Raw genomic sequence first — 21,476 nt, forward strand, 5'->3', positions numbered from 1 at the left:
CGGCGTGAGCCAACTCGAACTCGACCCGACCGCCGCGGGGACGCCGCCCCGGCGGCCCGGCCGGCGCGCGCGTACCTCCGTGTTCTGGCTGTCCCTGCCGCTGGCCGTCGTCTCCGTCGGGGTCTTCGTGCTGCCGCTGACCGGGCTGCTCCCGGCGGCCGGCCAGGACCTGGCCGCGACCCGGCAGCCGCCGGCCTTCCTGCCCGGCGGCACCTGGGCGCACCCCCTCGGCACCGACAAGCTCGGCCAGGACGTGCTCACCCAGTTCGTCACGGCCGGCCGCCTGACGATCGTCATCGGCCTGGTCGGCGCGCTCGTCGCCATCGGCCCCGGCACGCTGCTCGGCGTGCTCGCCGGCTACTTCCGGGGCTGGGTCGACCGGGTCATCTCGGTGCTCATCGACGCCCAGCTCGCCCTGCCGTTCATCCTCGTCGCCCTCGCGATCATCGCGAACCGGGGAAGCTCGCTGCCGGTGCTGTTCCTCGTGCTGGCGCTCACCGGCTGGGCCGTGTGCGCCCGTGTCACCCGCTCGGCGACCATGGCGATCCGGGAGCGGCAGTTCGTGTTCGGCCTGCGCGCGGCCGGCGCGTCGGAACCCCGGATCGTCTTCCGGCACATCCTGCCCAACCTGGCCGGCACGACCGTCGCGCTCGGCACCCTCCAGGTGGGCACGGCCATCCTGGTCGAGAGCGCGCTGAGCTTCCTCGGCCTGGGCGTGGTGCCGCCGATGAACAGCTGGGGCTCGATGCTGGCGTCCGGCCAGGACGAGCTGAGCCAGGCGTGGTGGATCGCCTTCTTCCCCGGGCTCGCCATCACGCTGCTGGTGCTGCTGGTGAACCTGCTCGGCGACGCGCTGCTCACCCACCACGACCCCCGGAAGGCGCGCCGATGAGCGTACTGCTGAAGGCCGACGGCCTCGCCGTCACCGCCCGGCTCTCCTCCGGCGACCTGCGCCTGCTCGACGACGTCGACCTGGAGATCCGCCGGGGCCAGATCGTCGGCGTCGTCGGGGAGTCCGGCAGCGGCAAGACCACCCTCGCCCGCTGCGTCGTCGGGCTGCTCGACCGCAACGTCCGCGTCGAGCGCGGCTCCGTCACGCTGGCCGGCGACGTGGTGGTGTCCCCCGGCGTCGACCGCACCGACCGGGTGCGCGGCAGCGCCGTCGGCATGGTCTTCCAGGACGCGTCGCGGTCGCTGAACCCGCTGATGCGGGTCCGCACCCAGCTCGCCGAGGTGCTGCGCCGGCACGTACGCGACATCACCCGGGCCGAGGTGCGCCGCCGCTCGCTGGAGGTGCTGGAGCAGATGCGCATCGCCGACCCGGCCCGCGTCCTCGACAGCTACCCCCACCAGCTCTCCGGCGGCCTGCGCCAGCGGGTCGCCATCGCGCTCGCCGTCGTCACCCGGCCCGCCCTGGTGATCGCCGACGAGTGCACCACCGCCCTGGACGTCACGACGCAGACCAAGGTCGTCGGCCTGTTCCGCACCCTCGTCGACGAGCTCGGCATCGGCCTGCTGTTCGTCACCCACGACCTGATGCTGGCCAGCGACCTCTGCGACCGGATCACCGTGATGAGCGGCGGGCGGGTCGTCGAGGCCGGCGACGCCGCGAGCGTGCTGGACCGGCCGCAGCAGGAGTACACCCGACGGCTCCTCGCCGCCATCCCCTCCTGGACCTGAAGGAGAACCGCGTGGAGCCCGACCAGAACCGCGTGGAGCCGAAGGAGAACCCGCCACCCATGCCCGAGCAGCCCGGCCTCGACGCCTACGCGGCCTACCTCCCGGCGTACGTGCTCGCCGACAACCGACTCGACGCGACCGGGCCGCCCCGGCCCGGCGGCCCGGCCCGGGGCGTCGCCGCGTTCGACGAGGACACCGTCACGATGGCCGTCGAGGCGCTGCGCCCCGTCGCCGCCGCCAGCCCGTCCGGCGCGCAACTGCTGTTCGCCACCACCAACGCCCCGTACGAGGCGAAGACCTCCGCCGGCGTGGTGCACGAGGCCCTCGGGCTCGACCCGGGGATCGGCGCGGTCGACCTGCGCGGGCACCGCAGCGGCGCCACCGCCCTCGACCTCGTCGTCCGGGCCGGCGCGACCGCCGCCCTGGCCGACCTGCGCACCACCCGCCCCGGCGCGCCCGACGAGCTGGCCCAGGGCGACGCCGCCGTCGGCCTCGTCGGCGGCGGGCACGCCGCCGCCGTGCTCCTGGCCCGCGCCGGCCGCACCGCCGAGGTCCTGGAGCGCTGGCGGCTGCCCGGGGAGCGGCACGACCGGGTCTGGGACGAGCGGTTCACCGCCGAGGTCCTCGCCGCCGCCGGCCTCGACGCGGCCCGCCGCGCCCTGGCCGAGGCGTCCCTCGACGCCGTCGACACCGTCGTCGTGTCGTCGTCGAACCCCCGCGCGGCGGCGGCGCTGCGCCGGGCGCTGGGCGGCGACGGCCGGGACGCGACGATCGAGCGGGCCACCGGCTTCACCGGCGTCGCCCACCCCGGGCTGCTGCTCGCCGCCGCGCTCGACGAGGCCCGTCCCGGTCAGACGATCCTGCTGCTGTCGGCCACCGAGGGCGCCGACGCGTTCGTCTTCGCCGTCGGCGACGGGGTACGCGCGGCGCGCGGCGGCCCGTCCGTGCGCGACCAGCTCGCCGCGCGGCAGCCCCTCGGCTACGGCCGCTACCTGCGCTGGCGCGGGCTGCTCGACGTGCAGGGCCCGGCCCGCCCGGCCGCCCCGGCCCCGGCGGCCCCGCCGATGCACCGCCGCGCCGGCTGGAAGTACCGGCTGGAGGGCAGCCGCTGCGGCGCCTGCGGCGCGGTCACCACGCCACCCGGCCGGGTCTGCGCCGCCTGCGGCATCGCCGGGGCGCCCGACGCCACCGGGAAGGTCTCGCTGCGCGAGCGCACCGCCCGGGTCGTGTCGGTGACCCGCGACCACCTGACCACCATGCCGGAGCCGGAGGTCGCGGTCGTCGTCGCCGACGTCGACGGCGGCGGCCGGCTCAGCGCGTACGCGACCGACGTCGCGCCCGCCGACGTCACGGTGGGCATGGCGATGACGCCGACCTTCCGGCGGCTGTGGACCACCGACGCGATCCACAACTACTTCTGGAAGCTCCGCCCGGCACCCCAGGACGCCCCGCCCGGAAAGGACACCACCGATGGCCAGTAGGCGCACGGTCAACGACGTCGCGATCGTCGCGATGGGCTGCACCCCGTTCCGCGACCACTGGCACGCCTCGGCCGACGACCTGCTCGTCGACGCGGTGCGGGAGTGCGTCGGGTCGCTGCCCGCCGTCACCCTCGACGACGTCGACGCGTTCTGGGTCGGCACGCAGGGCTCGGGCCTGTCCGGGCAGACCCTCGCCCGGCCGCTGCGGCTGACCGGCAAGCCCGTCACCCGCGTCGAGAACTACTGCGCCACCGGCTCCGAGGCGTTCCGCAACGCCGCCTACGCCGTCGCGTCCGGGGCGTACGACATGGTCATGGCGACCGGGGTGGAGAAGCTGAAGGACTCCTCCTACTCGGGGCTGTCCGCCGTCTACCCGCCCGCCGACGGCACCGACGTCGACTGGACCGCGCCCGGCGGGTTCTCCCTGCTCGTCCCCGCCTACCAGCGGGCGTACGGGGTGGACGCGCGCGGCATGCGCGACGCCCTGACCCGGGTCGCCGTGAAGAACCACGCCAACGGCGCGCGCAACGAGCGCGCCCAGTTCCGCAAGGCGGTGACCGCCGAGACGGTGGAGAACTCCCCGCGCGTGGCCGGCCCGCTGGGCGTCATGGACTGCTCGGGCGTCTCCGACGGGGCCGCCGCCGCGATCCTCGTGCGCGCCGAGGACGCCCACCGCTACACCGACCGGCCCGTCTACCTGCGGGGGATGGGCTTCGTCGCCGGGTCTGGGGCCGGGCTGGCCACCGACGGGTACGACTTCACCACCTTCCCGGAGGTGGTCGCGGCGGCCCGGCAGGCCTACGAGCAGGCTGGCGTCACGGACCCGGCCACGCAGATCTCCCTGGCCGAGGTGCACGACTGTTTCACACCGACGGAGGTGGTGCTCATGGAGGACCTCGGGTTCTCGGAACGCGGCAAGGCCTGGCGCGACATCCTCGACGGCCGCTACGACCTCGACGGGGCGCTGCCGGTCAACACCGACGGCGGCCTCAAGTCGTTCGGCCACCCGATCGGCGCGACCGGCCTGCGGATGATGTTCGAGTGCTTCACGCAGCTGCGCGGCGAGGCCGGCAGCCGGCAGGTGCCCGACGCCCGGCTGGCGGTCGCGCAGAACCTCGGCGGGCAGCCCGGCTCCTCCGTCGCGTTCGTGGCGGTCCTCGGGAACGAGCGATGAGCGCCCGGGTCACCCTCGACGGCCGGGTCGTCGTCGTCACCGGGGCCGGCAACGGCATCGGCCGGGCCCACGCCCTCAGCCTCGCCGAGCGGGGCGCGGCGGTCGTCGTCAACGACCTCGGCGGCGCGGTCGACGGGTCGGGCTCCTCCGGCGCGGCCGAGCAGGTCGTCGCCGAGATCCGCGCGGCCGGCGGCACCGCCGTCGCCTCGACCGACTCGGTGGCGACCGCCGAGGGCGGCGCGAGCCTCGTGCGCCGCGCCGTGGACGCGTACGGCCGCCTCGACGCCGTCATCCACAACGCCGGCATCCTGCGTGACCGGACGCTGGCCAAGATGGGCGACGACGACGTCACCGCCGTGCTCGACGTGCACCTCGCCGGGGCGTTCCACGTGCTGCGTCCCGCCTGGCCGCACCTGGTCGAGGGCGGCTACGGCCGCATCGTGCTGACCAGCTCGTCGTCCGGGCTGTTCGGCAACTTCGGCCAGGCCAACTACGGCGCGGCGAAGGCCGGACTGATCGGCCTGATGAACGTCCTCGCGCTGGAGGGCGCCCGGCACGGCATCCTGGTCAACGCGATCGCGCCCACTGCGGCGACCCGGATGACCGAGAACCTCCTCGGCGACCTGGCCGACCGGTTCGACCCGCGCCACGTCGCGGCCGTGGCGACGTACCTCGCCTCCGAGCGGTGCCGGATCAACCGGCACATCCTCACCGTCGGCGGCGGCCGGGTCGGCCGGATCTTCCTCGGCGTCACCCCCGGCTGGTACGGCGGGCCCGAGCCGGCCACCCCCGACGACATCGACGGGTCCATCGACGACATCTGCCGGCTCGACGACTTCGTCGTGCCCGACAGCGGCGCCGACGAGGTCACGCTGATCCAGCGGGTCCTGGCCGGGCCGGCCGGACCGGCCTGAGCCGGCGCGGACCAGGATCACACAGAAAGCGAGTCACCATGCCGGTCAGCGAAGTGCACCACGTGGCCATCACCGTCTCCGACGTCGACCGGGCCGCGGACTTCTACGAGCGGGCTCTCGGCTACCGCAGGACGCTGCGCACCGACGTCGGCGGCCCCGGGATCGAGGTGTCGCTGGGCCTGCCCGCCGGCACCACCGGGAAGGTCCAGTACCTGCAGGGGCCCAGCCGCGTCGGCCAGCTCGAACTCATCGAGTGGAACGGCGCGACGACCCGGACGGCGACCGGCGGCCACCTGGAGCTGGGCCCCTTCCTGCTCAGCTTCGAGGTGCCGCTCGACGAGATCCACGAGCTGCACCAGCGGCTGGTCGACCTGGGCGCCGACTGCCTGACCACCCCCAACCGGGTGCTGCTGGAGAACTACGGCCACATCACCGCGTTCGCGGCCCGCGACCTCGACGGCAACCTGCTGGAGTTCGTGTCGCTGCCGTCCCGGGAGGAGATCCTGGCCCGGCGGCGCGACGGCGGCGGCAACTGATGGCCGCCAGCAACGTCACCGGGCACCTGCGCCGGCAGGCGCTGCGCCGCGCCGACCGGGAGGCCCTCGTCGACGGCGACCGCCGGTTCACGTACGCCGCGCTCGACGCCGACGTCGACCGGCACGCGGCGGCGCTGCTGGCCGCCGGCATCACCGCCGACGACCTGGTCGGCGTGCTCGGCCGCAACACCGCCACCTACGTCATCGAGCTGCTCGCGCTCAGCCGCATCGGCGCGATCTCGGTGCCCCTGAACTGGCGGCTGCACGTCAACGAGCAGGCGTACGTCCTCGACCAGGCCGGCGTCACCGGCCTGCTCTACGACGACGACTTCGCCGACGACGCCGCCCGGCTGGCGACCGCGACCGGGCTGCGGACCCTGGTGGCCAACGGCGAACGGGTCGTCGGCGGCGCGCGGCGGCTGGCCGACCTGCTCGCCGGGCAGCCGGCCGGCGTGCGGGTCGCCGACGCCGAGAAGGGCCCCGCCGACGTGCACCGGCTGCTCTACACCTCGGGCACCACGGCCCGGCCCAAGGGGGTCGTGCACACCTACGGCAACCTCGCCGCGAACCACCTCGCACAGGTCCTCGAACTGGAGCTGACCGACGCCGACCGGATCCTGGTCTCCGCGCCGCTGTTCCACGTCAGCGGCCTGGAGGCGCCGGGGCTGGCGACGTTCGTGGCGGGCGCGACGATGGTGCTCACCCCGACGTTCAAGGCGGCGGACATCGCCCGCATCGCCGCCGAGGAACGCATCACCGGCATGGTGCTCGCCGCGCAGATCCTCTTCGGAGTGCTGGACCTGCCCGACCCGCCGGACCTCGCCGCGCTGCGTTACCTGCTCTTCGCCGGGGTCGCGCCGAGCGTGCGCCGGGAGGTGAAGCGCCGCCTGCCCCACGTGCGCCTCGTCGACACGTTCGGCATGACCGAGCTGTGCAACGGCGTCTGCTACCTGGACGCCGCCCACGAGGAGGCGAAGCTGGGCGCGCTCGGCGCGCCGTTCCCCGGCGTGCAGATCCGGATCGTCGACGAGCACTTCCGGCCCGTCGCCCCCGGCGTGGCGGGGGAGATCGTCGTGCGCGGCGAGAAGGTCTCGCCCGGCTACTGGAACGACGACGAGGCCAACCGGCGGACCCGCCGCGACGGCTGGTTCCTCACCGGCGACGTCGGGCGGATCGACGCCGACGGCTACCTGTGGTTCGTCGACCGCCGCGCCGACCTGATCAAGTCCGGCGGGGAGAACATCGCCAGCGCCGAGATCGAACGCGTCCTCGCCCGGCACCCCGACGTCGCCGAGGTCGCCGTCGTCGGCGTCCCCGACCCGCAGTGGGACGAGGTGCCGAAGGCGTTCGTCGTCCTGCGCGACGGCGCGGCCACCGCCGCCGAGGACCTGCGCGGGCACTGCCGGGCCGAACTGGCCCGGTACAAGGTGCCGAAATACGTCGAGATCGTCGCCGCGCTGCCGCGCAACGACTCCGGCAAGGTCCTCAAGACGCTGCTGCGCCAGGGCCCGGGGGTGGCCGGGTGAGCACCGCCAACATCGCCGCGATGCTGGCCGGCAACGCCCGGCGCTTCGCCGACGCCGACGCGCTCGTCTTCGAGGGCCGCCGGTGGACGCACCGGCAGCTCGACGCCGACGTCAACGCCCTGGCCGCGGGCCTGTCGGCCGAGGGGGTACGCCGGGACAGCCGGGTGGCGATCGTGGCGAACAACGTGCCGGAGTTCCTCCTCCTGTCCCTGGCGCTGGCGAAGCTCGGCGCGGTCTTCGTGCCGTTGAACTACCGGCTGACGGCGGGGGAGCTGGCGCGGCTGCTCGCGCACGCGCGGGTCCAGGCGGTCGCGACCGTCCCGGAGTTCGCGGCGTTGACGGAGGCCGCCCTGACCGAAGCCGCGTTGACGGAAGCCGGGCCGACCGAGGCCGCGCTGGCCGAAGCCGGCCTCGCGGGCGTGCGCCGCTTCGCCCTCGAACCGATCGGCGACGGCTGGCTCGACCTGCGGGCGCTGATCGACGCCCACCGGGGGGCCCGGGTCGCCGACGCCGACCTGGACGACGCCGCCCTGCAGCGGATCGTCTACACCTCCGGCACGACCAGCCTGCCCAAGGGCGTCCTGCTCACCCACGGCAACGTGAACATGAACATGCACGCCCAGATCGTGGAGCTGGGGCTGCGCCCCGGCGACCGGATCCTCAACTTCGCCCCGCTCTACCACGTCGGCGGCACCGACCTGCCCGGCTACGGCATCTGGCACGTCGGCGGCACGATGGTGCTGCTGCGGCGCTTCGAGCCGGCGGCCGTGCTGCGGGCGATCGAGGCGGAACGGATCACCGGGATGGTGATGGCGGCGACGATGCTCGACATGCTCCGCCGCGCGACGGGCGTCGCGGCCGACCTGTCCTCGGTGCGCTGGGTCATCTACTCGCAGGTGACCTCGGCGCTGTTCGCCGTGGCGCGGGGGCTGTTCCCCAACGCGCGCCTGATCGAGGGCTACGGCCTCACCGAGACGTGCAGCGGGCTGACCTACCTCGACGCCGCCCACCAGGAGGCCAAGCAGGGCTCGGTCGGCCTGCCGGTGCCGTGGGTCCAGGTGCGGGTGGTCGACCCGGACGGCCGCGACGTGCCGGCCGGCGAGGACGGCGAGGTGGTGGCGCGGGGGCCGAAGGTCAGCCCCGGCTACCTCGACGACCCGGAGGCGACGCGGGCCGCGTTCCGCGACGGCTGGTTCCACACCGGCGACGTCGGGTGCCTCGACGCCGACGGCTACCTCTACATCCGCGACCGGCTCAAGGACATGATCCGCAGCGGCGGGGAGAACATCGCCAGCGCCGAGATCGAGAACGTGCTCGCCGGGCACCCGCTCGTGCTGGCCGCGTCGGTGGTGGGCGCGCCGCACCCCGTGTGGGTGGAGGTGCCGGTGGCGTTCGTGGTCGGCCGGCCGGGGCTTCAGGCCGAGGACCTCATCGCGTACGCCCGGCAGCGGCTCGGCCGGTTCAAGGTGCCGAAGGAGGTCTACCTGGTGGCGGAGCTGCCGACGAACCCGTCGGGGAAGGTGCTCAAGCGGACCCTGCGCCAGCTGCGCGCCGACCTGCGCCCCGACTGGGCGTACGCCGAGTCCGGGCGCGGCTGACGCGCCGGTCGCCGACGCCTAGCGGGCGGCACCGGTCACGTGCCGCAGCAGGGCGAGGGTGTGCATCAGGGAGAAGCGCCGGGTGCCCCGGCCGAGGTCGTCCCACGGCTTGCGCCACGGCATACGCGGCGCGAGCGTCCACGCGTCGGCGCCGTCGCCGGCCAGGTCCCGGACCCGGTCGACCTCGCCCCGGTGGAAGGCCGACAGCTCGTCGGCGCGCGCCGCCACGTCCCGGTAGGGGAACTGGTGGGCGGGGCAGGCGATGGCCGCGCCGAGGTCGCGGATGCGCGCCAGGGAACGGAGCAGGTCGCCGGCCGGGTCGTCGTCGGGCCGGCTCACGATCGCGAGCTGGGTCGGCCCCTCGGCCATCATCGTGTCGCCGGTGAAGACCAGGCCGCGGGCGTCGACGTAGACCGTGTGCCCGTAGGTGTGCCCGGGGGCGGGCACGGCGTGGATGGTCACGTCGCCGAAGCGGAACTCCGTGTCGGCGTCGAGGGCGACGTCGAGCCGCAGCGTCTCGTGGTGCTCGGCGACCGCGACGGCGTCGGCGTACATGCCGTCGACGACGTCGGCCGGCGCGCCGGTGAGGTCGAGGGCGGCGCGGAGCTGGGCGAGGAAGGTGCCGCGGGTGCGGTGCGCGGTGGCGAAGTCGTCGGCGCGTCCCATGACGATCCGCGCCCCGGAGACCTCCCGCAGGCGGGCGGCGAAGCCGACGTGGTCGGGGTGGTTGTGGGTGAGGAGGACGGTCGTGATGGCCTCGACCCGGTGGCCGAGCGACTCGACCGACCGTTGGAACGACGCCCAGCAGGTCGGGTGGTCGTAGCCGGCGTCGACGAGGACCGGGCCGTCGCCGGTGTCGACCAGGTAGACGGTGACGTAGCGCAGGGCGCTGCCGTGCAGGGGGATCGGGATGCCCCAGACGCCGTCGGCGACCTGGACGGGGGCCGGCACCTGGCGGGCGCGGTAGCTGGCGGCGTGTGCGTCGCTCACGGGTATGGACATCGTCGGACGGCTCCCTTACTGTGTGACAACAACATACCGGATGGTCGGAATTTAATTCAAGGAGTCCGATGAGCGAGGAGCGGACGGGGTTTCGGCTGTGGGCCGTCGCCGAACCGGACCTGTGCGCGATCGTGACCGCCGACGATCGGCGGATCTCCTACGGCGAGCTGTTCGCCGAGGTGAACCGGATCTCGCACGGCCTGCGCACCCGGGCGGGCCTCCAGGCCGGCGACACGGTCGCGGCGGTCATGACGAACAGCGCCGGCATGGTGGCGCTGTATCTCGCGGCGATGCAGTCGGGGCTCTACCTCGTGACGCTCAACTACCACCTCACCGCGCCCGAGGTCGGCTACATCCTCGCCGACAGCGGCGCGAAGGTGGTCGTCGGCTCCGCCCGCGTCGAGGACGTGGTGGTCGCCGCCGCCGGGGCCACCCCCGACATCGACGTGTTCGTCGACGGCACGCCCCGCACGGGCCGGGCCCGGCCACTGTCGGCGCTCACCGAGGGCATGCCCGACACGAGCCCGCAGGACACGCCGGCCGGCTCCCTGATGATGTACACCTCGGGCACCACCGGCCGCCCGAAGGGCGTCAAACGGCCGCTCAGCGGCGTCGACGCCGACACCGGGGCGCTGACGTACGTCTGGCTGTTCAAGGAGTTCGGGATGGAACGCCCCGCGTTCGCGTCCTGGCTGGTTTCCGCGCCGATGTACCACTCGGCCAACATCACCCCGGCCATGGGCGCGCTGCACGCCGGCGGCACCCTGGTCCTGATGGACGGCTGGACGCCGGAGGGCTTCCTGCGGCGGGTCCAGGACCAGCGGGTCACCGGCACCAGCATGGTGCCGACGCACTTCTACCGGCTGCTGCAACTGCCCGCCGACGTGCGCGACGCCTACGACGTCTCCACGCTGCGCTACGTGCTGCACGGTGCGGCGCCCTGCCCCCGCGAGGTCAAGCAGCGCATCCTCGACTGGTTCGGCCCCGTCGTCTACGAGTACTACGGCTCGACCGAGGTCGGCACCACCATCGCGCGCCCCCACGAGTGGCTCGCCCACCCCGGCACGGTCGGCCGCCCGGCCTCGATCTCCACGCTGAAGATCCTCGACGAGCTGGGCAACGAGGTGCCCGTCGGGCAGACCGGCATCGTCTACATGCGCCAGGGCGACGACCGGGTCGAATACCACAACGACCCCGGCAAGACCGACGGCGCACGCCGCGACGGCCTGATGACCGTCTGGGACGTCGGCCACGTCGACGCCGACGGCTTCCTCTACGTCACCGGCCGCGCGGCCGAGCTGATCCTCGTCGGCGGCGTCAACGTCTACCCGGCCGAGATCGAGGCCGCGCTGCTCGAACACGACTGGGTCGTCGACGCCGGCGTGGTCGGCGTGCCCGACGAGGAGTTCGGCGAGGTGCCGCAGGCGCACGTCGTGCTGGCCGACACCGCGCCCGACGCCGACGCGGCCGTGGCGGCGTTGCGCGACCACCTCGCGCAGCGGCTGGCCAAGCCGAAGCGCCCGGTGTCGTACGTCGTGCGCGACGCCCTGCCGCGCGACCCGAACGGCAAGCTCTACAAGGCCCGGCTCACGCGCTCCGAGGAGCTCTCGGCGTGAGCGGCATCGACGACGACCCGCTGGGAGGTGGGCATGGACTTCGCTGACAGCGGCACCGACCTGGCGTTCCGGCGCGAGGTCGGCGACTGGCTCGACAAGGCGCTGGCCGACGTGCCCGACCAGGAGGAGCTGTCGCAGGACGAGCGCGAGCACTGGTCGCGGGTGTGGCAGGACCGGCTGTGCGCCGGCGGCTGGGCCGGCCTGTCGTGGCCGACCGCGCACGGCGGCCGGGGCATGGACTCGCTGGCGCAGGCCATCTTCAACGAGGAGGCCGCCGTGCGCGGCGCGCCGTACCCGCTCAACGGGGTCGGCATGATGCTGGCCGGGCCCACGATCATCGCCCACGGCACCGACGAGCAGCAGGCGCGGCACCTGCCCGGGATCCTGCGCGGCGAGACGTACTGGTGCCAGGGCTTCAGCGAGCCCGGCTCCGGCTCCGACCTGGCGAGCCTGCGTACGGCCGCGACCAGGGTCGACGGCGGGTGGCGCGTCAACGGCGCGAAGATCTGGACGTCCAACGCGCACAACGCGTCGAAGTGCCTGCTGCTGGCGCGCACCGACCCCGACGCGCCGAAGCACCGGGGCATCACCTACTTCCTCGCCCCGATGGACGCCTTCACCGTCCGGTCGCTGGAGATGATCAACGGGGACACCGAGTTCAACGAGATGTTCCTCGACGACGTCTTCGTGCCCGACTCCGACGTCCTCGGCGGCGTCGGCAACGGCTGGACCGTCGCGCTCACCACCCTCGCTTTCGAGCGCGGCAGCATGGCGCTGAACCTGTGGGTGTGGGCCCGCCAGGCCGTGGACCGCGTCGTCGACCTCGCGGTCGCGCGCGGGATGACCGACGACGGCGCGTTCCTCGACACCGTGGGCGCGCTGCACTGCGACGCCGAGGCGGTCCGGATCGGGTCGATGCGGATGCTCGGCGAGAGCCGGGCCGGCGGCGTGCCGGGCCCGGAGACGTCGGCGCTCAAGAGCCTGTGGGCGCAGGTCGTGCAGAACGCCAACCGCCTCGCGGTGCAGCTCGACGAGGCCGGCGGCGTGCTGCTCGACGGCGACGGGGCCGCCGCCCGGATGCGCCGCTACCTGCGTGCCCGCGCCCACACCATCGAGGGCGGCACGGAGGAAGTCCAGAAGTCGATCCTCGCGGAGCGGGTGCTGAACCTGCCCCGCTCGCGCTGAGCGGAGTGGCCACATGCGAGCAACCTTCACCCCGGAGCAGCGGGAGATCGGCGACACCGTCGCGGCCCTCGCGGCGGGGGAGAGCGTCCGGGCGCGCGACGCCCTGACGGGCCCGTGGCAGGCCCCGGCCTGCGACGGCCCGCTGCTGCGTGACTTCGGCCTCCTCGGGGTGCCCGAGGCCGCCGGCGGCGTCGGGTCGCACCTGATCGACCTGCTGGTCGCCGTCGAGGCGCTCGGCGAGCGGCTCGTGCCGAGCCGGTTCCCGGCCCACGCGGCGGCCGTCCAGCTGCTCTGCGGCGGCGACCGCCCCGACCCGCTGCCCGACGAGGTGCTCGCCGGCGGCCGGGTGCTCACCTGTGCCGTCGACGTGCCGGGCGGCTCCGGCTGGGCGGACGCGGTGTCGCCCGATCCGCTGGTGCGGACCCTGGTGCCGTACGCGGCGCAGGCCGACGGCCTCGCCGTCCTGGGCCCCGACGGGGTCTGGACCGCCGAGGCGGCCGGGGTCGCCGCACGCGATTCCGTCGACCCGTCGGTGCCGCTGTCGGACGTCACCGTGGCCGCGCCGGGGCGGGTGACGCCCGCCGGTGCGGGTGTGCGGCGCGCCGCGCTGGTGGTGGCCGCCGAGCTGTGCGGGGTCGCGCAGGGCGCGATCGACCTGGCCGCCGAGCAGGCCCGCACCCGCCGGCAGTTCGGGCGGGTGATCGGCTCGTTCCAGGGGGTCGCGTTCCAGCTCGCGGAGGCCGCCACGGCGCGCAAGGCCGCGTGGGACCTGACCCTGTACGCCGCGTGGGCGGTCGACACCGGCCGCCCCGACGCCGGGATCCAGGTGCACGCGGCGAAGGCCGCGGCCGGGCGGGCGGCGGTCTTCGCCGCCGAGCGGTGCATCCAGGTGCACGGCGGGATGGGCATCACGATGGAGGCGGACCCGCACCTGTTCCTGCGCCGGGCGCTCGTGCTCGACGCCCGGTTCGGGCGCGGCTCGTGGCACCGCCGCCGCGCCGGCGAGCTGCGGGTCGGCGCGCGCGCCGGCGAGCCGCCCGTGCCCACCGCAGCGGCCTGACCTGCGCAACCCTTGCAGGCCATCTACCACGGCAGTAACATACCGGCTGGTCGGAATAAACGAGGAGAGGCCGTGAAGTTCGGAATCATGAACCTGTTTCCGGTGAGCGATGGCACATCGGACCACCAGGTGCTGCGGGAGACCCTCGACGAGATCCAGCTGGCCGACGAGCTCGGCTTCGACTCGATCTGGCTGGCCGAGCACCACTTCTCCAAGTACGGCATCCTCGGCAGCCCGGTGAACTTCGGCATGGCCGTCGCCGAGCGGACCCGGCGGATCACCATCGGCACCGCCGTCCTCGTGCTGCCGCTGCACCACCCGCTGCGCCTGGCCGAGGACATCGCCGCCCTCGACGTGCTCAGCGGCGGCCGGGTCCGCATCGGCGTCGGCCGCGGCTACCAGCCCGCCGAGTTCGCCGGCTTCGGCATCCCCCTCGAGGAGTCCAAGCAGCGCTACCAGGAGACCCTGGAGGTCCTGCGGCTGGCGCTGTCGCAGGAGAACTTCTCCTACCACGGCCAGATCTTCCACTACGACAACGTCACGACCTACCCGCGCCCGCACACCCCCGGCGGCCCGCCGATCCTGCAGGGCACCGTCTCCCCGGACAGCTTCCGCGAGCGCGGCGCGGTCGGCGAGTCGATCATCACCTCCCCGAACTTCACGCCGTTGGGCATCATGCAGAAGAACTTCGGCCTCTACCGGCAGAGCATGCGGGAGAACGGGTTCGACATCGCCGACTACGAACTGCCGTTCATGCAGCAGGTCTGGTGCGGCGAGGGCGAGGAGGGCCTGCGGGAGGCCGCCCTGGCCGCGATGAACTACTACAAGTCGGTCGGCAAGGTCATCCCCGGCTCGGAGGAGGCCATCGAGCAGGAACGCTCCTACTACGCGGCCGTCGCGAAGAACATCGAGCTGTTGACCCTGGAGCAGACGCTGACCCACGGCGGCAACTTCGGCTCGGCCCAGCGGGTCATCGAGACCATCGAGATGCTGCGCGAACAGCTCGGCATCAACCACTACATCGGCTGGCTGCGGATCCCGTCGCTGGACCGCCGGGCCGCACTGCGGTCGATGGAGGAGTTCGCCGAGAAGGTCATCCCGCACTTCCGCGCCCAGGAGAAGGCCGACGCCGCCCCGGTCGCCCCGCCCGTCACCGAGGCGGTCGTCGGGTGAGGATCAGCTGCTTCCTCAGCGCCCAGTTCGACCCGTCGGCCTCCGCCGTCGACGGCATCGACGGCGTGCTCGCCCAGGCCGCCGCCGCCGAGGCGGCCGGCTTCCACGCCGTCTACCTCGGCCACCACTACCTGGCCCGGTCGGCGTTCGTCCAGCCGATCCCGCTCGCCGGGTATCTCGCCCGCGCCACCTCGCGGGTCCGCATCGGCTTCGGGGTGCTGCTCGCGCCGCTGCTGAACCCGGTCGCGCTCGCCGAGGACCTCGCGTCCCTCGACGTGCTCTCGCGCGGCCGGCTGACCGTCGGCATCGGTGCCGGCTACCGCAAGCGGGAGACCGCCGCCTTCGGCGTCGCCTGGGACGACCGGCTGCGCCGCCTGCGCGAGTACGTGCCGACGCTGCGGTCGCTGTGGAACGGCGAGACCGTCGACCTCGCCGGCAGCTGGGGAGAGGTCCCCGGCGCGTCCCTGGCGCTGCGCCCGGTGCAGCCCGGCGGCCCGCCGCTGTGGATCGGCGCGTTCGCCGAGCCCGCGATCCGCCGGGCCGCCCGGCTGGACGCCCCGTGGCTCATCGGCCCCAAGGGCAACGACGCCGAACTGGCCCGGCTGCTCGGCATCTACCGCGCCGACCTCGCCGAGCGCGGCTTCGCCCTCGACCGGGAGTACCCGATGACCCGCGAGGCGTTCCTCGGCGACAGCTACGCCGGCGCCGTCGCCGCCGTCCGCCCCCACCTGCAGCGCCAGTACGCGGGCTACAAGTCGTGGGACGACGCCCAGTCCCTCGACCTCGACCGCTACCTCGCCGAGGACTGCCTCGTCGGGTCGGCCGACGAGATCGTCGACAAGCTGCGCCGCTGGGAGACCGACCTCGGCATCACGGAGGTCTCCCTGCGCCACCAGTTCGTCGGCGCCGGCCAGGACGAGGCGATGGAGCAGCTCGCCCGCTTCGGCGCGGAGGTCATCGCGCGCGTCGACACCGCACCGACCGGACGGGAGGCGTCCCGATGAGCGCCGGCAACCTCGCCCGCATCCTCGACCGGCGCTGCGCCGACCGCCCCGACGTCCCGGGTCTGTACGGCGAGGACGGCCGGTCGTGGACGTTCGACCAGATCGACCTGCTCGCCGGCGGGGTCGCCGCCGCGCTGCGCGCCGAGGGCGTCGGCCCCGGCGACCGCGTCGCCTGCTACCTGACCAACGGCCCGGAGATCGTCTTCTTCCTCTTCGGCGCGTGGAAGATCGGCGCGGTCCCGGTCACCGTGAGCAGCCTCTACAACGCCGCCGAACTGGCCGAGTCGGTCGCGAAGACCGACCCGCGCCTGCTGCTCGTCGACGACCGCCGCCCGGACGTGGTCGCCGAGTTCCTCGCCGCCGCCGGGGACGCGCCGCCGGTGCGTAGCGTCGCGGAGCCGCTCGCCGGCGCGGCGGCGCTGCCGTGGCGGCACGAGGCGCGGGTGCCGACGGTCGACGTCGCGCCCGAGGCCGAGGCGTGCATCCTGTTCACCGGGGGCACCACCACCGGGCGGCCGAAGGCCGTCAGCGTCACCCACGGCGGCACCCGCGAGTCGCTCGGGCGGCTGGCCCGGGTCAGCACCGGCACCGACGCCGAGGGCACCGCCGCACCCGACGCCGCCCCCAACCTCATCGCCCTGCCGCTGTTCCACAGCGGCGGCCAGCACTCGCTGCTGTTCGCGTACTTCGTCGGGCGGGCCGCCGTGGTCTGGGAACGCTTCGGCGTCGACCGGCTCGCCGACCTGATGGACCGGTTCGCGTTCGACAACCTCTTCCTGCTGCCCACGATGGTCTTCGACATCGTGCACGCCGAGCGGGACCTGCCGTTCCACGGGGTCAAGTCCGTCCTCGTGGCCGGGCAGGCGATCTCCTGGCCGGTGCGGCGCGCCTTCGAGGAGCGCTACCGGGTGCCGATCCTGGTCAACTACGGCTCGACCGAGGCCGGGCACATCGCCGGCTGGACCGGCCGGGACATGAAGGCCGGCCGGTGGAAGCCCGGTTCGGCCGGCCGGGTCTACCCGGGCGTGGAGCTGGAGATCCGCGACGACGCGGGCGAGGCCCTGCCCACCGGCTCGTCGGGCGAGGTGGTCGTTCGGTCCGCGCTGACCCGGGGGTACGTCGACGACGCCGAGGCGTCCCGTGACCTGGTCCGCGACGGCTGGGTGCACACCGGCGACATCGGCTACGTCGACGCCGACGGCGTCCTGTTCCTCGTCGGCCGCAAGCGCGACATGATCAAGTGCGGCGGTTTCCAGGTGTGGCCCGAGGAGATCGAGGACGTGCTGCGCGAGCACCCGCTCGTGCGCGACGTGCGGGTGCTCGGCCGCCCCGACGACCGGCTGGGCGAGATCCCCGTGGCGCTCGTCGTGCGGGAGGCCGACGACGCGGTCACCGACGCCGGCCTCGCCGACGCCGTCGTCGCGTACGCCCGGGACCGCCTCGCCCACTTCAAGACCCCCCGGCGGGTCGAGTTCGTGCCCGCCCTGGAACGCAGCACCACCGGCAAGACCAGCCGCGCGGCGGCACCCGTGTCGCAGGGAGGGGGAAGCTGATGAGGTTCGGCATCATGGCGTCGCACCAGTACCCGCACGGCGACGACCTGCGCAGACACCTGGACGACCTGTTCGGCACCGTCGAGCTGGCCGCCGAGCTGGGCTACGACTCGGTGTGGACGATCAACCACTTCCAGTCCAACCTGGCCACGCCCCAGCCGATCTCGATGCTGGCCAGCCTCATCCCCCGCTCCGGCGACATGCTGCTCGGCACCGGCATCCTGCTGCTGCCGATGTTCCACCCGGTGCACGTCGCCGAGGAGTTCGCCACCCTCGACCACCTCTCCGGCGGGCGGGTGGTCCTCGGCGTCGGCGCCGGCTACCGCGACAACGAGTTCGCCGCGTTCGGCATCGACCCGGAGACCCGGTTCCGCCGCTTCGACGAGAGCCTGCGGCTCATCCGGGCCCTGTGGACCGGGCAGCCGGTCACCCACGAGGGCGAGTTCTACCCGCAGACCGACGCCACGATCGGGGTGCGTCCCCTCACCCCGGGCGGCCCGCCGATCTGGATCGGCGCGGGCGGCAAGAAGGCCGTCCGCCGGGCGGCCCGCCTCGGCGACGCCTGGTACGCGCCGGGCAACTCCCCGAGCCGCCGCTTCCTGCCCGAGCACCTGGCCGTCTACAACGAGGCCCTGGCCGAGTACGGCCGCGACCCGGCGACCGTGCAGCGGCCCGTCGGCGTCGAGCTGTACTGCGCGCCGACCACCGAGCGGGCCGTCGAGGAGGCGCTGCCCCACGCCCGCGTCGAGTACTCGACGTACGCCGAGTACCCGGCGCTGCGCTGGCAGCGGGACCGGTTCGACGAGCTGGTGCGCAACACCCTGCTGCTGGGCTCCCCGGAGTTCCTCGTCGAACGGATCTCCGCCCTGCGTGACCTGGGCTTCGACCACCTGATCTTCCGTCCCGGGTGGCTGGGCATGCCCACCGAGAAGCTGCGCGCCTCGCTGCGGCTGTTCGCCACCGAAGTGATCCCCGCCTTCCGCACCCCCGCCACCTGAGGAGCCGCCGTGAAGAAGACCGAAGCCGAGCTTCTGGAACACCAGTGGGACGTCGAGAACATGGAGGTCGACCCCGAGGTCCTCGCGAAGTACGTCCGCTACGACGTCGACGAGGAACGGTCCGTCGCGACCATCACCTTCGACCGTCCCGAGCGGCTCAACGCCATCCCCGTCGCCGCGTTCGAGCGGGTCGGCGACCTGGTGCGGGAGGCCGAGACCGACGACCGGGTCAAGGTCATCGTGTTCAAGGGCGAGGGCGAGCACTTCGGCACCGGCGCGGACGCCGCCGAGCTGGGCCACTACATCGGCTACCGCACCGGCACCGACAAGGCGTCGCGGCGGCGGCCGGCGCAGCGGCAGCGCATCCTGCCCGATCGCAACGTGCTCAGCTCCGGCTTCACCCGCCCGATCATCGAGTCGCTGAAGGCGACCATCTGCCAGGTGCAGGGCTACTGCTACGGCGGCCACTTCCAGATCGCGCTGTCGGCCGACATCGTCATCGCCTCCCCGGACGCCCGGTTCACCCACCCCGCGTTCCGCTACCTCGGCCCCGCCCCGCAGGACATGTACCACTGGATCGAGAAGGTCGGCCTGACGACGATGAAGGACGTCATGCTGACCATGCGGGCCATCGGCGCCGAGGAGGGCGAGCGCAAGGGCCTGGTCACCAAGGTCGTCGAGCGCGACGAGCTGCAGAAGTGGGTCGACGACTACGCCGACGCGATCGCGGTCATGCCGCTGGACTCGCTGATGATGGGCAAGTCGATGATGCAGGTGGTCATGGAGGCCCGGGGCAAGGGCCTGGGCGCGATGACCGGCTGGGTCGGGCACGGTTGGGCCACCAACGTCAGCTTCGACGAGGGCGACTGGAACTTCCTCAAGGAGCGCCGCGAAAAGGGCATCGCCCAGGCGCTGGCCGACCGGGACCGGCTGGTCGCGCCCTACTTCCGGCTCAGCGACACCCGGTCCCGGGAAGAGTAGGCGCGCGGCGTGAAGTTCGGCATCCTCCTCGACCACCAGTACGCCCCCGGCGACGACCTGGGCCGGCGCATCGGCGAGACCGTCGAGTACGTCCAGCACGTCCGCGACCTGGGCTACCACTCGGTGTTCGGCATCCACCACTACCTGTCGTCGCTGAGCACGCCGCAGCCGCTGCCGCTGCTGAGCCGGCTCGTCGACCACTCCGGGACCATGCAGCTCGGCACCGGCATCCTCATCCTGCCGCTGGGCCACCCGGTGCACTGGGCCGAGGAGATCGCGACCATCGACCAGATGTCCGGCGGCCGGTTCGTGCTGGGCATCGGCTCCGGCTACCGCGACGTCGAGTTCGCGTCGTTCGGCATCGACCGGCGCACCCGCGTGTCGCGGATGAACGAGGCCCTCGCGGTGATGCAGCGGCTGTGGACGGGGGAGACGGTCCACCACGAGGGCAAGCACTTCGCCCTCGACGGCGTACGCTGCAGCGTCCTGCCCGTGCAGCGCCCGCACCCGCCGGTGTGGGTCGGTGCGAACGGCCCGACGGGCATCGCCCGGATCGCCCGGCAGGGCCTGCCGTGGCTGGCCCCGTCGAACGTGCGCCGCAACTGGGCCGTCGGCAACCTGGCCGACTACCGCGAGCAGCGCCGGGCGGCCGGCTTCGACGAGGACGGCGCGGTGTTCCCGATCCACCGCGACCTGTGCGTCGCGGACTCGGCCGAGGCGGCCTTCGCGGTGGCCGGCGACGCGGTGCGCCGCTCCTACGGCGAGTACGTCCAGTACGGCATGGACTTCTTCGAGTCGCAGTGGGACGCGATCAAGGAGAAGGCGTTGTTCTTCGGCTCGCCCGACGACATCGCCGCGAAGATCCGCGACTTCGCCGACGCCGGCTACAACCACTTCGTCTTCCGCGCCCAGTGGCTCGGCCTGCCCATCGAGCGGTCCATCGAGATCGTCGAGCGGTTCGCCCGCGAGGTCATGCCGAGGTTCCGCCCATGAGGATCGGGCACGTGATCGTCCCCGCCGGGGACCTGGACGCCCAGCTCGCCTTCTACACCACCCTCGGGCTGACGGTGCGGTTCCGCGACGGCGACCGGTACGCCGCCCTCACCGACGGCACCGTCACCCTCGGCCTCGCCGACGCCACCCAGCAGCCCGTCGCCGGGCGGACCCTGCTCAGCGTGCAGGTCGACGACCTGGACGCCTGCCTGGCCGGGCTGGTGGCGGCCGGCGCCACGGCCGGGGCCCCCCAGACCGGCCCGCACGAGCGGCGGGCGGTGGTCGTCGACCCCTGCGGCAACCCGCTCGTCGTCTACGAAAGGAACCCGGCATGACCGTCAGCGACGCGCTTCGCGGCCGTACCGTCGCCGTGCTCGGCGGCACCGGCCCGCAGGGGCGCGGCCTCGCCCGCCGCTTCGCCGCGGCCGGGCTCGACGTGGTGCTCGGCTCGCGGGACGCCGCACGCGCGGAGAGCACCGCCGCGGCGCTGCCCGGCCGGGTCCGGGGCGCGGCGAACGCCGACGCGGCGGCGGCCGGCGACATCGTCGTGGTCGCCGTCCCGTGGGACGGCCACGCCGAGCTGCTCACCGAGCTGGCCCCGGCGCTGGCCGGCAAGGTCGTGGTCGACTGCGTCAACCCGCTGGGCTTCGACCGGCAGGGCGCCTTCGCCCTCCCCGTCGCCGAGGGCTCGGCGGCCCAGCAGGCGGCGGCCATCCTCACCGGATCGACCGTCGTCGGCGCGTTCCACCACGTCTCCGCCGTGCTGCTGGAGGATCCCGACCTCGACACCGTCGACACCGACGTGCTCGTGCTCGGCGACGACCGCGAGGCCACCGACCTCGTCCAGGACCTCGCGGCCGTCATCCCCGGCGTGCGCGGCGTCTACGGGGGGCGGCTGCGCAACGCGCACCAGGTGGAGGCGTTCACCGCCAACCTCATCTCGGTCAACCGCCGCTACCGGGCGCACGCCGGCCTGCGCGTCACCGACGTGTGAGCCTGCGG

Annotated in this window: 20 protein-coding genes; 19 read left to right on the forward strand and 1 reads right to left on the reverse strand. The window is 73.8% G+C overall.

Features of this window, described 5'->3' with window-relative positions; translation table 11 throughout:
- Window positions 1–4 precede the first annotated feature (4 nt).
- From TK50_RS13650 to TK50_RS13685, 8 genes are read left to right on the forward strand one after another with little or no spacing between them, the layout of a single operon-like run.
- The gene (locus tag TK50_RS13650; protein ID WP_043964476.1) at window positions 5–892 is read left to right on the forward strand and encodes an ABC transporter permease; all 888 of its coding nucleotides are present in this window, start codon (window positions 5–7) and stop codon (window positions 890–892) included.
- A complete protein-coding gene (locus TK50_RS13655) occupies window positions 889–1,680 on the forward strand; it encodes an ABC transporter ATP-binding protein (RefSeq protein WP_043963088.1) in 792 nt (263 codons plus the stop codon). The genes TK50_RS13650 and TK50_RS13655 overlap by 4 nt, the downstream gene beginning before the upstream one ends.
- A gap of 11 nt (window positions 1,681–1,691) precedes the next feature.
- A complete protein-coding gene (locus TK50_RS13660) occupies window positions 1,692–3,161 on the forward strand; it encodes a zinc ribbon domain-containing protein (protein WP_052503744.1) in 1,470 nt (489 codons plus the stop codon).
- On the forward strand, window positions 3,151–4,335 hold the full coding sequence (locus TK50_RS13665) for an acetyl-CoA acetyltransferase (RefSeq protein ID WP_043963089.1): 1,185 nt from the start codon (window positions 3,151–3,153) through the stop codon (window positions 4,333–4,335). Before TK50_RS13660 ends, TK50_RS13665 begins: the two co-directional genes overlap by 11 nt.
- Window positions 4,332–5,249: an SDR family NAD(P)-dependent oxidoreductase gene (locus tag TK50_RS13670; RefSeq protein ID WP_043963090.1), complete on the forward strand. Its 918-nt coding sequence runs from the start codon at window positions 4,332–4,334 to the stop codon at window positions 5,247–5,249. The genes TK50_RS13665 and TK50_RS13670 overlap by 4 nt, the downstream gene beginning before the upstream one ends.
- 38 nt (window positions 5,250–5,287) lie before the next feature.
- Window positions 5,288–5,785, forward strand: a complete 498-nt coding sequence (locus TK50_RS13675; protein ID WP_043963091.1) for a VOC family protein — start codon at window positions 5,288–5,290, stop codon at window positions 5,783–5,785.
- A complete protein-coding gene (locus TK50_RS13680; protein ID WP_052503745.1) occupies window positions 5,785–7,311 on the forward strand; it encodes a class I adenylate-forming enzyme family protein in 1,527 nt (508 codons plus the stop codon). Before TK50_RS13675 ends, TK50_RS13680 begins: the two co-directional genes overlap by 1 nt.
- Window positions 7,308–8,909 carry a class I adenylate-forming enzyme family protein gene (locus TK50_RS13685; protein WP_052503746.1) on the forward strand — a complete coding sequence of 534 codons (1,602 nt, stop codon included), beginning with the start codon at window positions 7,308–7,310 and terminating at the stop codon, window positions 8,907–8,909. The genes TK50_RS13680 and TK50_RS13685 overlap by 4 nt, the downstream gene beginning before the upstream one ends.
- Before the next feature lie 18 nt (window positions 8,910–8,927).
- On the opposite strand, the gene TK50_RS13690 is transcribed toward TK50_RS13685, so the two are convergent.
- Entirely contained in the window at window positions 8,928–9,899 is a 972-nt protein-coding gene (locus TK50_RS13690; protein WP_043963092.1) for an MBL fold metallo-hydrolase, read from the reverse strand.
- An 80-nt stretch (window positions 9,900–9,979) separates the two neighbouring features.
- On the opposite strand from TK50_RS13690, the gene TK50_RS13695 reads away from it, so the two are divergent.
- From TK50_RS13695 to npdG, 11 genes are all read left to right on the forward strand, one after another.
- Window positions 9,980–11,527, forward strand: a complete 1,548-nt coding sequence (locus TK50_RS13695; protein WP_043963093.1) for an AMP-binding protein — start codon at window positions 9,980–9,982, stop codon at window positions 11,525–11,527.
- Window positions 11,528–11,560: 33 nt separating this feature from the next.
- Window positions 11,561–12,712, forward strand: coding sequence for an acyl-CoA dehydrogenase family protein (locus TK50_RS13700; protein WP_043963094.1), 1,152 nt, complete (start codon window positions 11,561–11,563; stop codon window positions 12,710–12,712).
- A gap of 13 nt (window positions 12,713–12,725) precedes the next feature.
- Entirely contained in the window at window positions 12,726–13,772 is a 1,047-nt protein-coding gene (locus tag TK50_RS32205; protein WP_052503747.1) for an acyl-CoA dehydrogenase family protein, read from the forward strand.
- Between the two features lie 87 nt (window positions 13,773–13,859).
- A complete protein-coding gene (locus TK50_RS13710; RefSeq protein WP_277814342.1) occupies window positions 13,860–14,945 on the forward strand; it encodes an LLM class flavin-dependent oxidoreductase in 1,086 nt (361 codons plus the stop codon).
- Complete coding sequence (locus TK50_RS32210) at window positions 14,942–15,949, forward strand: LLM class flavin-dependent oxidoreductase (RefSeq protein ID WP_052503748.1); 1,008 nt, start codon at window positions 14,942–14,944, stop codon at window positions 15,947–15,949. Before TK50_RS13710 ends, TK50_RS32210 begins: the two co-directional genes overlap by 4 nt.
- A complete protein-coding gene (locus TK50_RS13720) occupies window positions 15,946–17,502 on the forward strand; it encodes a class I adenylate-forming enzyme family protein (protein ID WP_052503749.1) in 1,557 nt (518 codons plus the stop codon). Before TK50_RS32210 ends, TK50_RS13720 begins: the two co-directional genes overlap by 4 nt.
- Window positions 17,502–18,500, forward strand: a complete 999-nt coding sequence (locus tag TK50_RS13725) for an LLM class flavin-dependent oxidoreductase (RefSeq protein WP_052503750.1) — start codon at window positions 17,502–17,504, stop codon at window positions 18,498–18,500. Before TK50_RS13720 ends, TK50_RS13725 begins: the two co-directional genes overlap by 1 nt.
- A gap of 9 nt (window positions 18,501–18,509) precedes the next feature.
- Window positions 18,510–19,481 carry an enoyl-CoA hydratase/isomerase family protein gene (locus tag TK50_RS13730; protein ID WP_043963097.1) on the forward strand — a complete coding sequence of 324 codons (972 nt, stop codon included), beginning with the start codon at window positions 18,510–18,512 and terminating at the stop codon, window positions 19,479–19,481.
- A 9-nt stretch (window positions 19,482–19,490) separates the two neighbouring features.
- Complete coding sequence (locus TK50_RS13735) at window positions 19,491–20,474, forward strand: LLM class flavin-dependent oxidoreductase (RefSeq protein WP_043963098.1); 984 nt, start codon at window positions 19,491–19,493, stop codon at window positions 20,472–20,474.
- Window positions 20,471–20,809, forward strand: coding sequence for a VOC family protein (locus tag TK50_RS13740; protein ID WP_043963099.1), 339 nt, complete (start codon window positions 20,471–20,473; stop codon window positions 20,807–20,809). Before TK50_RS13735 ends, TK50_RS13740 begins: the two co-directional genes overlap by 4 nt.
- Window positions 20,806–21,468, forward strand: coding sequence for an NADPH-dependent F420 reductase (gene npdG, locus TK50_RS13745; RefSeq protein ID WP_043963100.1), 663 nt, complete (start codon window positions 20,806–20,808; stop codon window positions 21,466–21,468). Before TK50_RS13740 ends, npdG begins: the two co-directional genes overlap by 4 nt.
- The last annotated feature ends 8 nt before the right edge of the window (window positions 21,469–21,476 follow it).

This window comes from Micromonospora haikouensis, from assembly GCF_000876225.1.
Taxonomy (GTDB): Bacteria; Actinomycetota; Actinomycetes; order Mycobacteriales; family Micromonosporaceae; genus Micromonospora; species Micromonospora haikouensis.

Coding starts and splice junctions, on each gene's coding strand:
- TK50_RS13655 (WP_043963088.1), top strand. CDS start 889: ATGAGCGTACTGCTGAAGGCCGACGGCCTCGCCGTCACCGCCCGGCTC.
- TK50_RS13665 (WP_043963089.1), top strand. CDS start 3,151: ATGGCCAGTAGGCGCACGGTCAACGACGTCGCGATCGTCGCGATGGGC.
- TK50_RS13670 (WP_043963090.1), top strand. CDS start 4,332: ATGAGCGCCCGGGTCACCCTCGACGGCCGGGTCGTCGTCGTCACCGGG.
- TK50_RS13675 (WP_043963091.1), top strand. CDS start 5,288: ATGCCGGTCAGCGAAGTGCACCACGTGGCCATCACCGTCTCCGACGTC.
- TK50_RS13680 (WP_052503745.1), top strand. CDS start 5,785: ATGGCCGCCAGCAACGTCACCGGGCACCTGCGCCGGCAGGCGCTGCGC.
- TK50_RS13695 (WP_043963093.1), top strand. CDS start 9,980: ATGAGCGAGGAGCGGACGGGGTTTCGGCTGTGGGCCGTCGCCGAACCG.
- TK50_RS13700 (WP_043963094.1), top strand. CDS start 11,561: ATGGACTTCGCTGACAGCGGCACCGACCTGGCGTTCCGGCGCGAGGTC.
- TK50_RS32205 (WP_052503747.1), top strand. CDS start 12,726: ATGCGAGCAACCTTCACCCCGGAGCAGCGGGAGATCGGCGACACCGTC.
- TK50_RS13710 (WP_277814342.1), top strand. CDS start 13,860: ATGAACCTGTTTCCGGTGAGCGATGGCACATCGGACCACCAGGTGCTG.
- TK50_RS13720 (WP_052503749.1), top strand. CDS start 15,946: ATGAGCGCCGGCAACCTCGCCCGCATCCTCGACCGGCGCTGCGCCGAC.
- TK50_RS13725 (WP_052503750.1), top strand. CDS start 17,502: ATGAGGTTCGGCATCATGGCGTCGCACCAGTACCCGCACGGCGACGAC.
- TK50_RS13740 (WP_043963099.1), top strand. CDS start 20,471: ATGAGGATCGGGCACGTGATCGTCCCCGCCGGGGACCTGGACGCCCAG.
- npdG (WP_043963100.1), top strand. CDS start 20,806: ATGACCGTCAGCGACGCGCTTCGCGGCCGTACCGTCGCCGTGCTCGGC.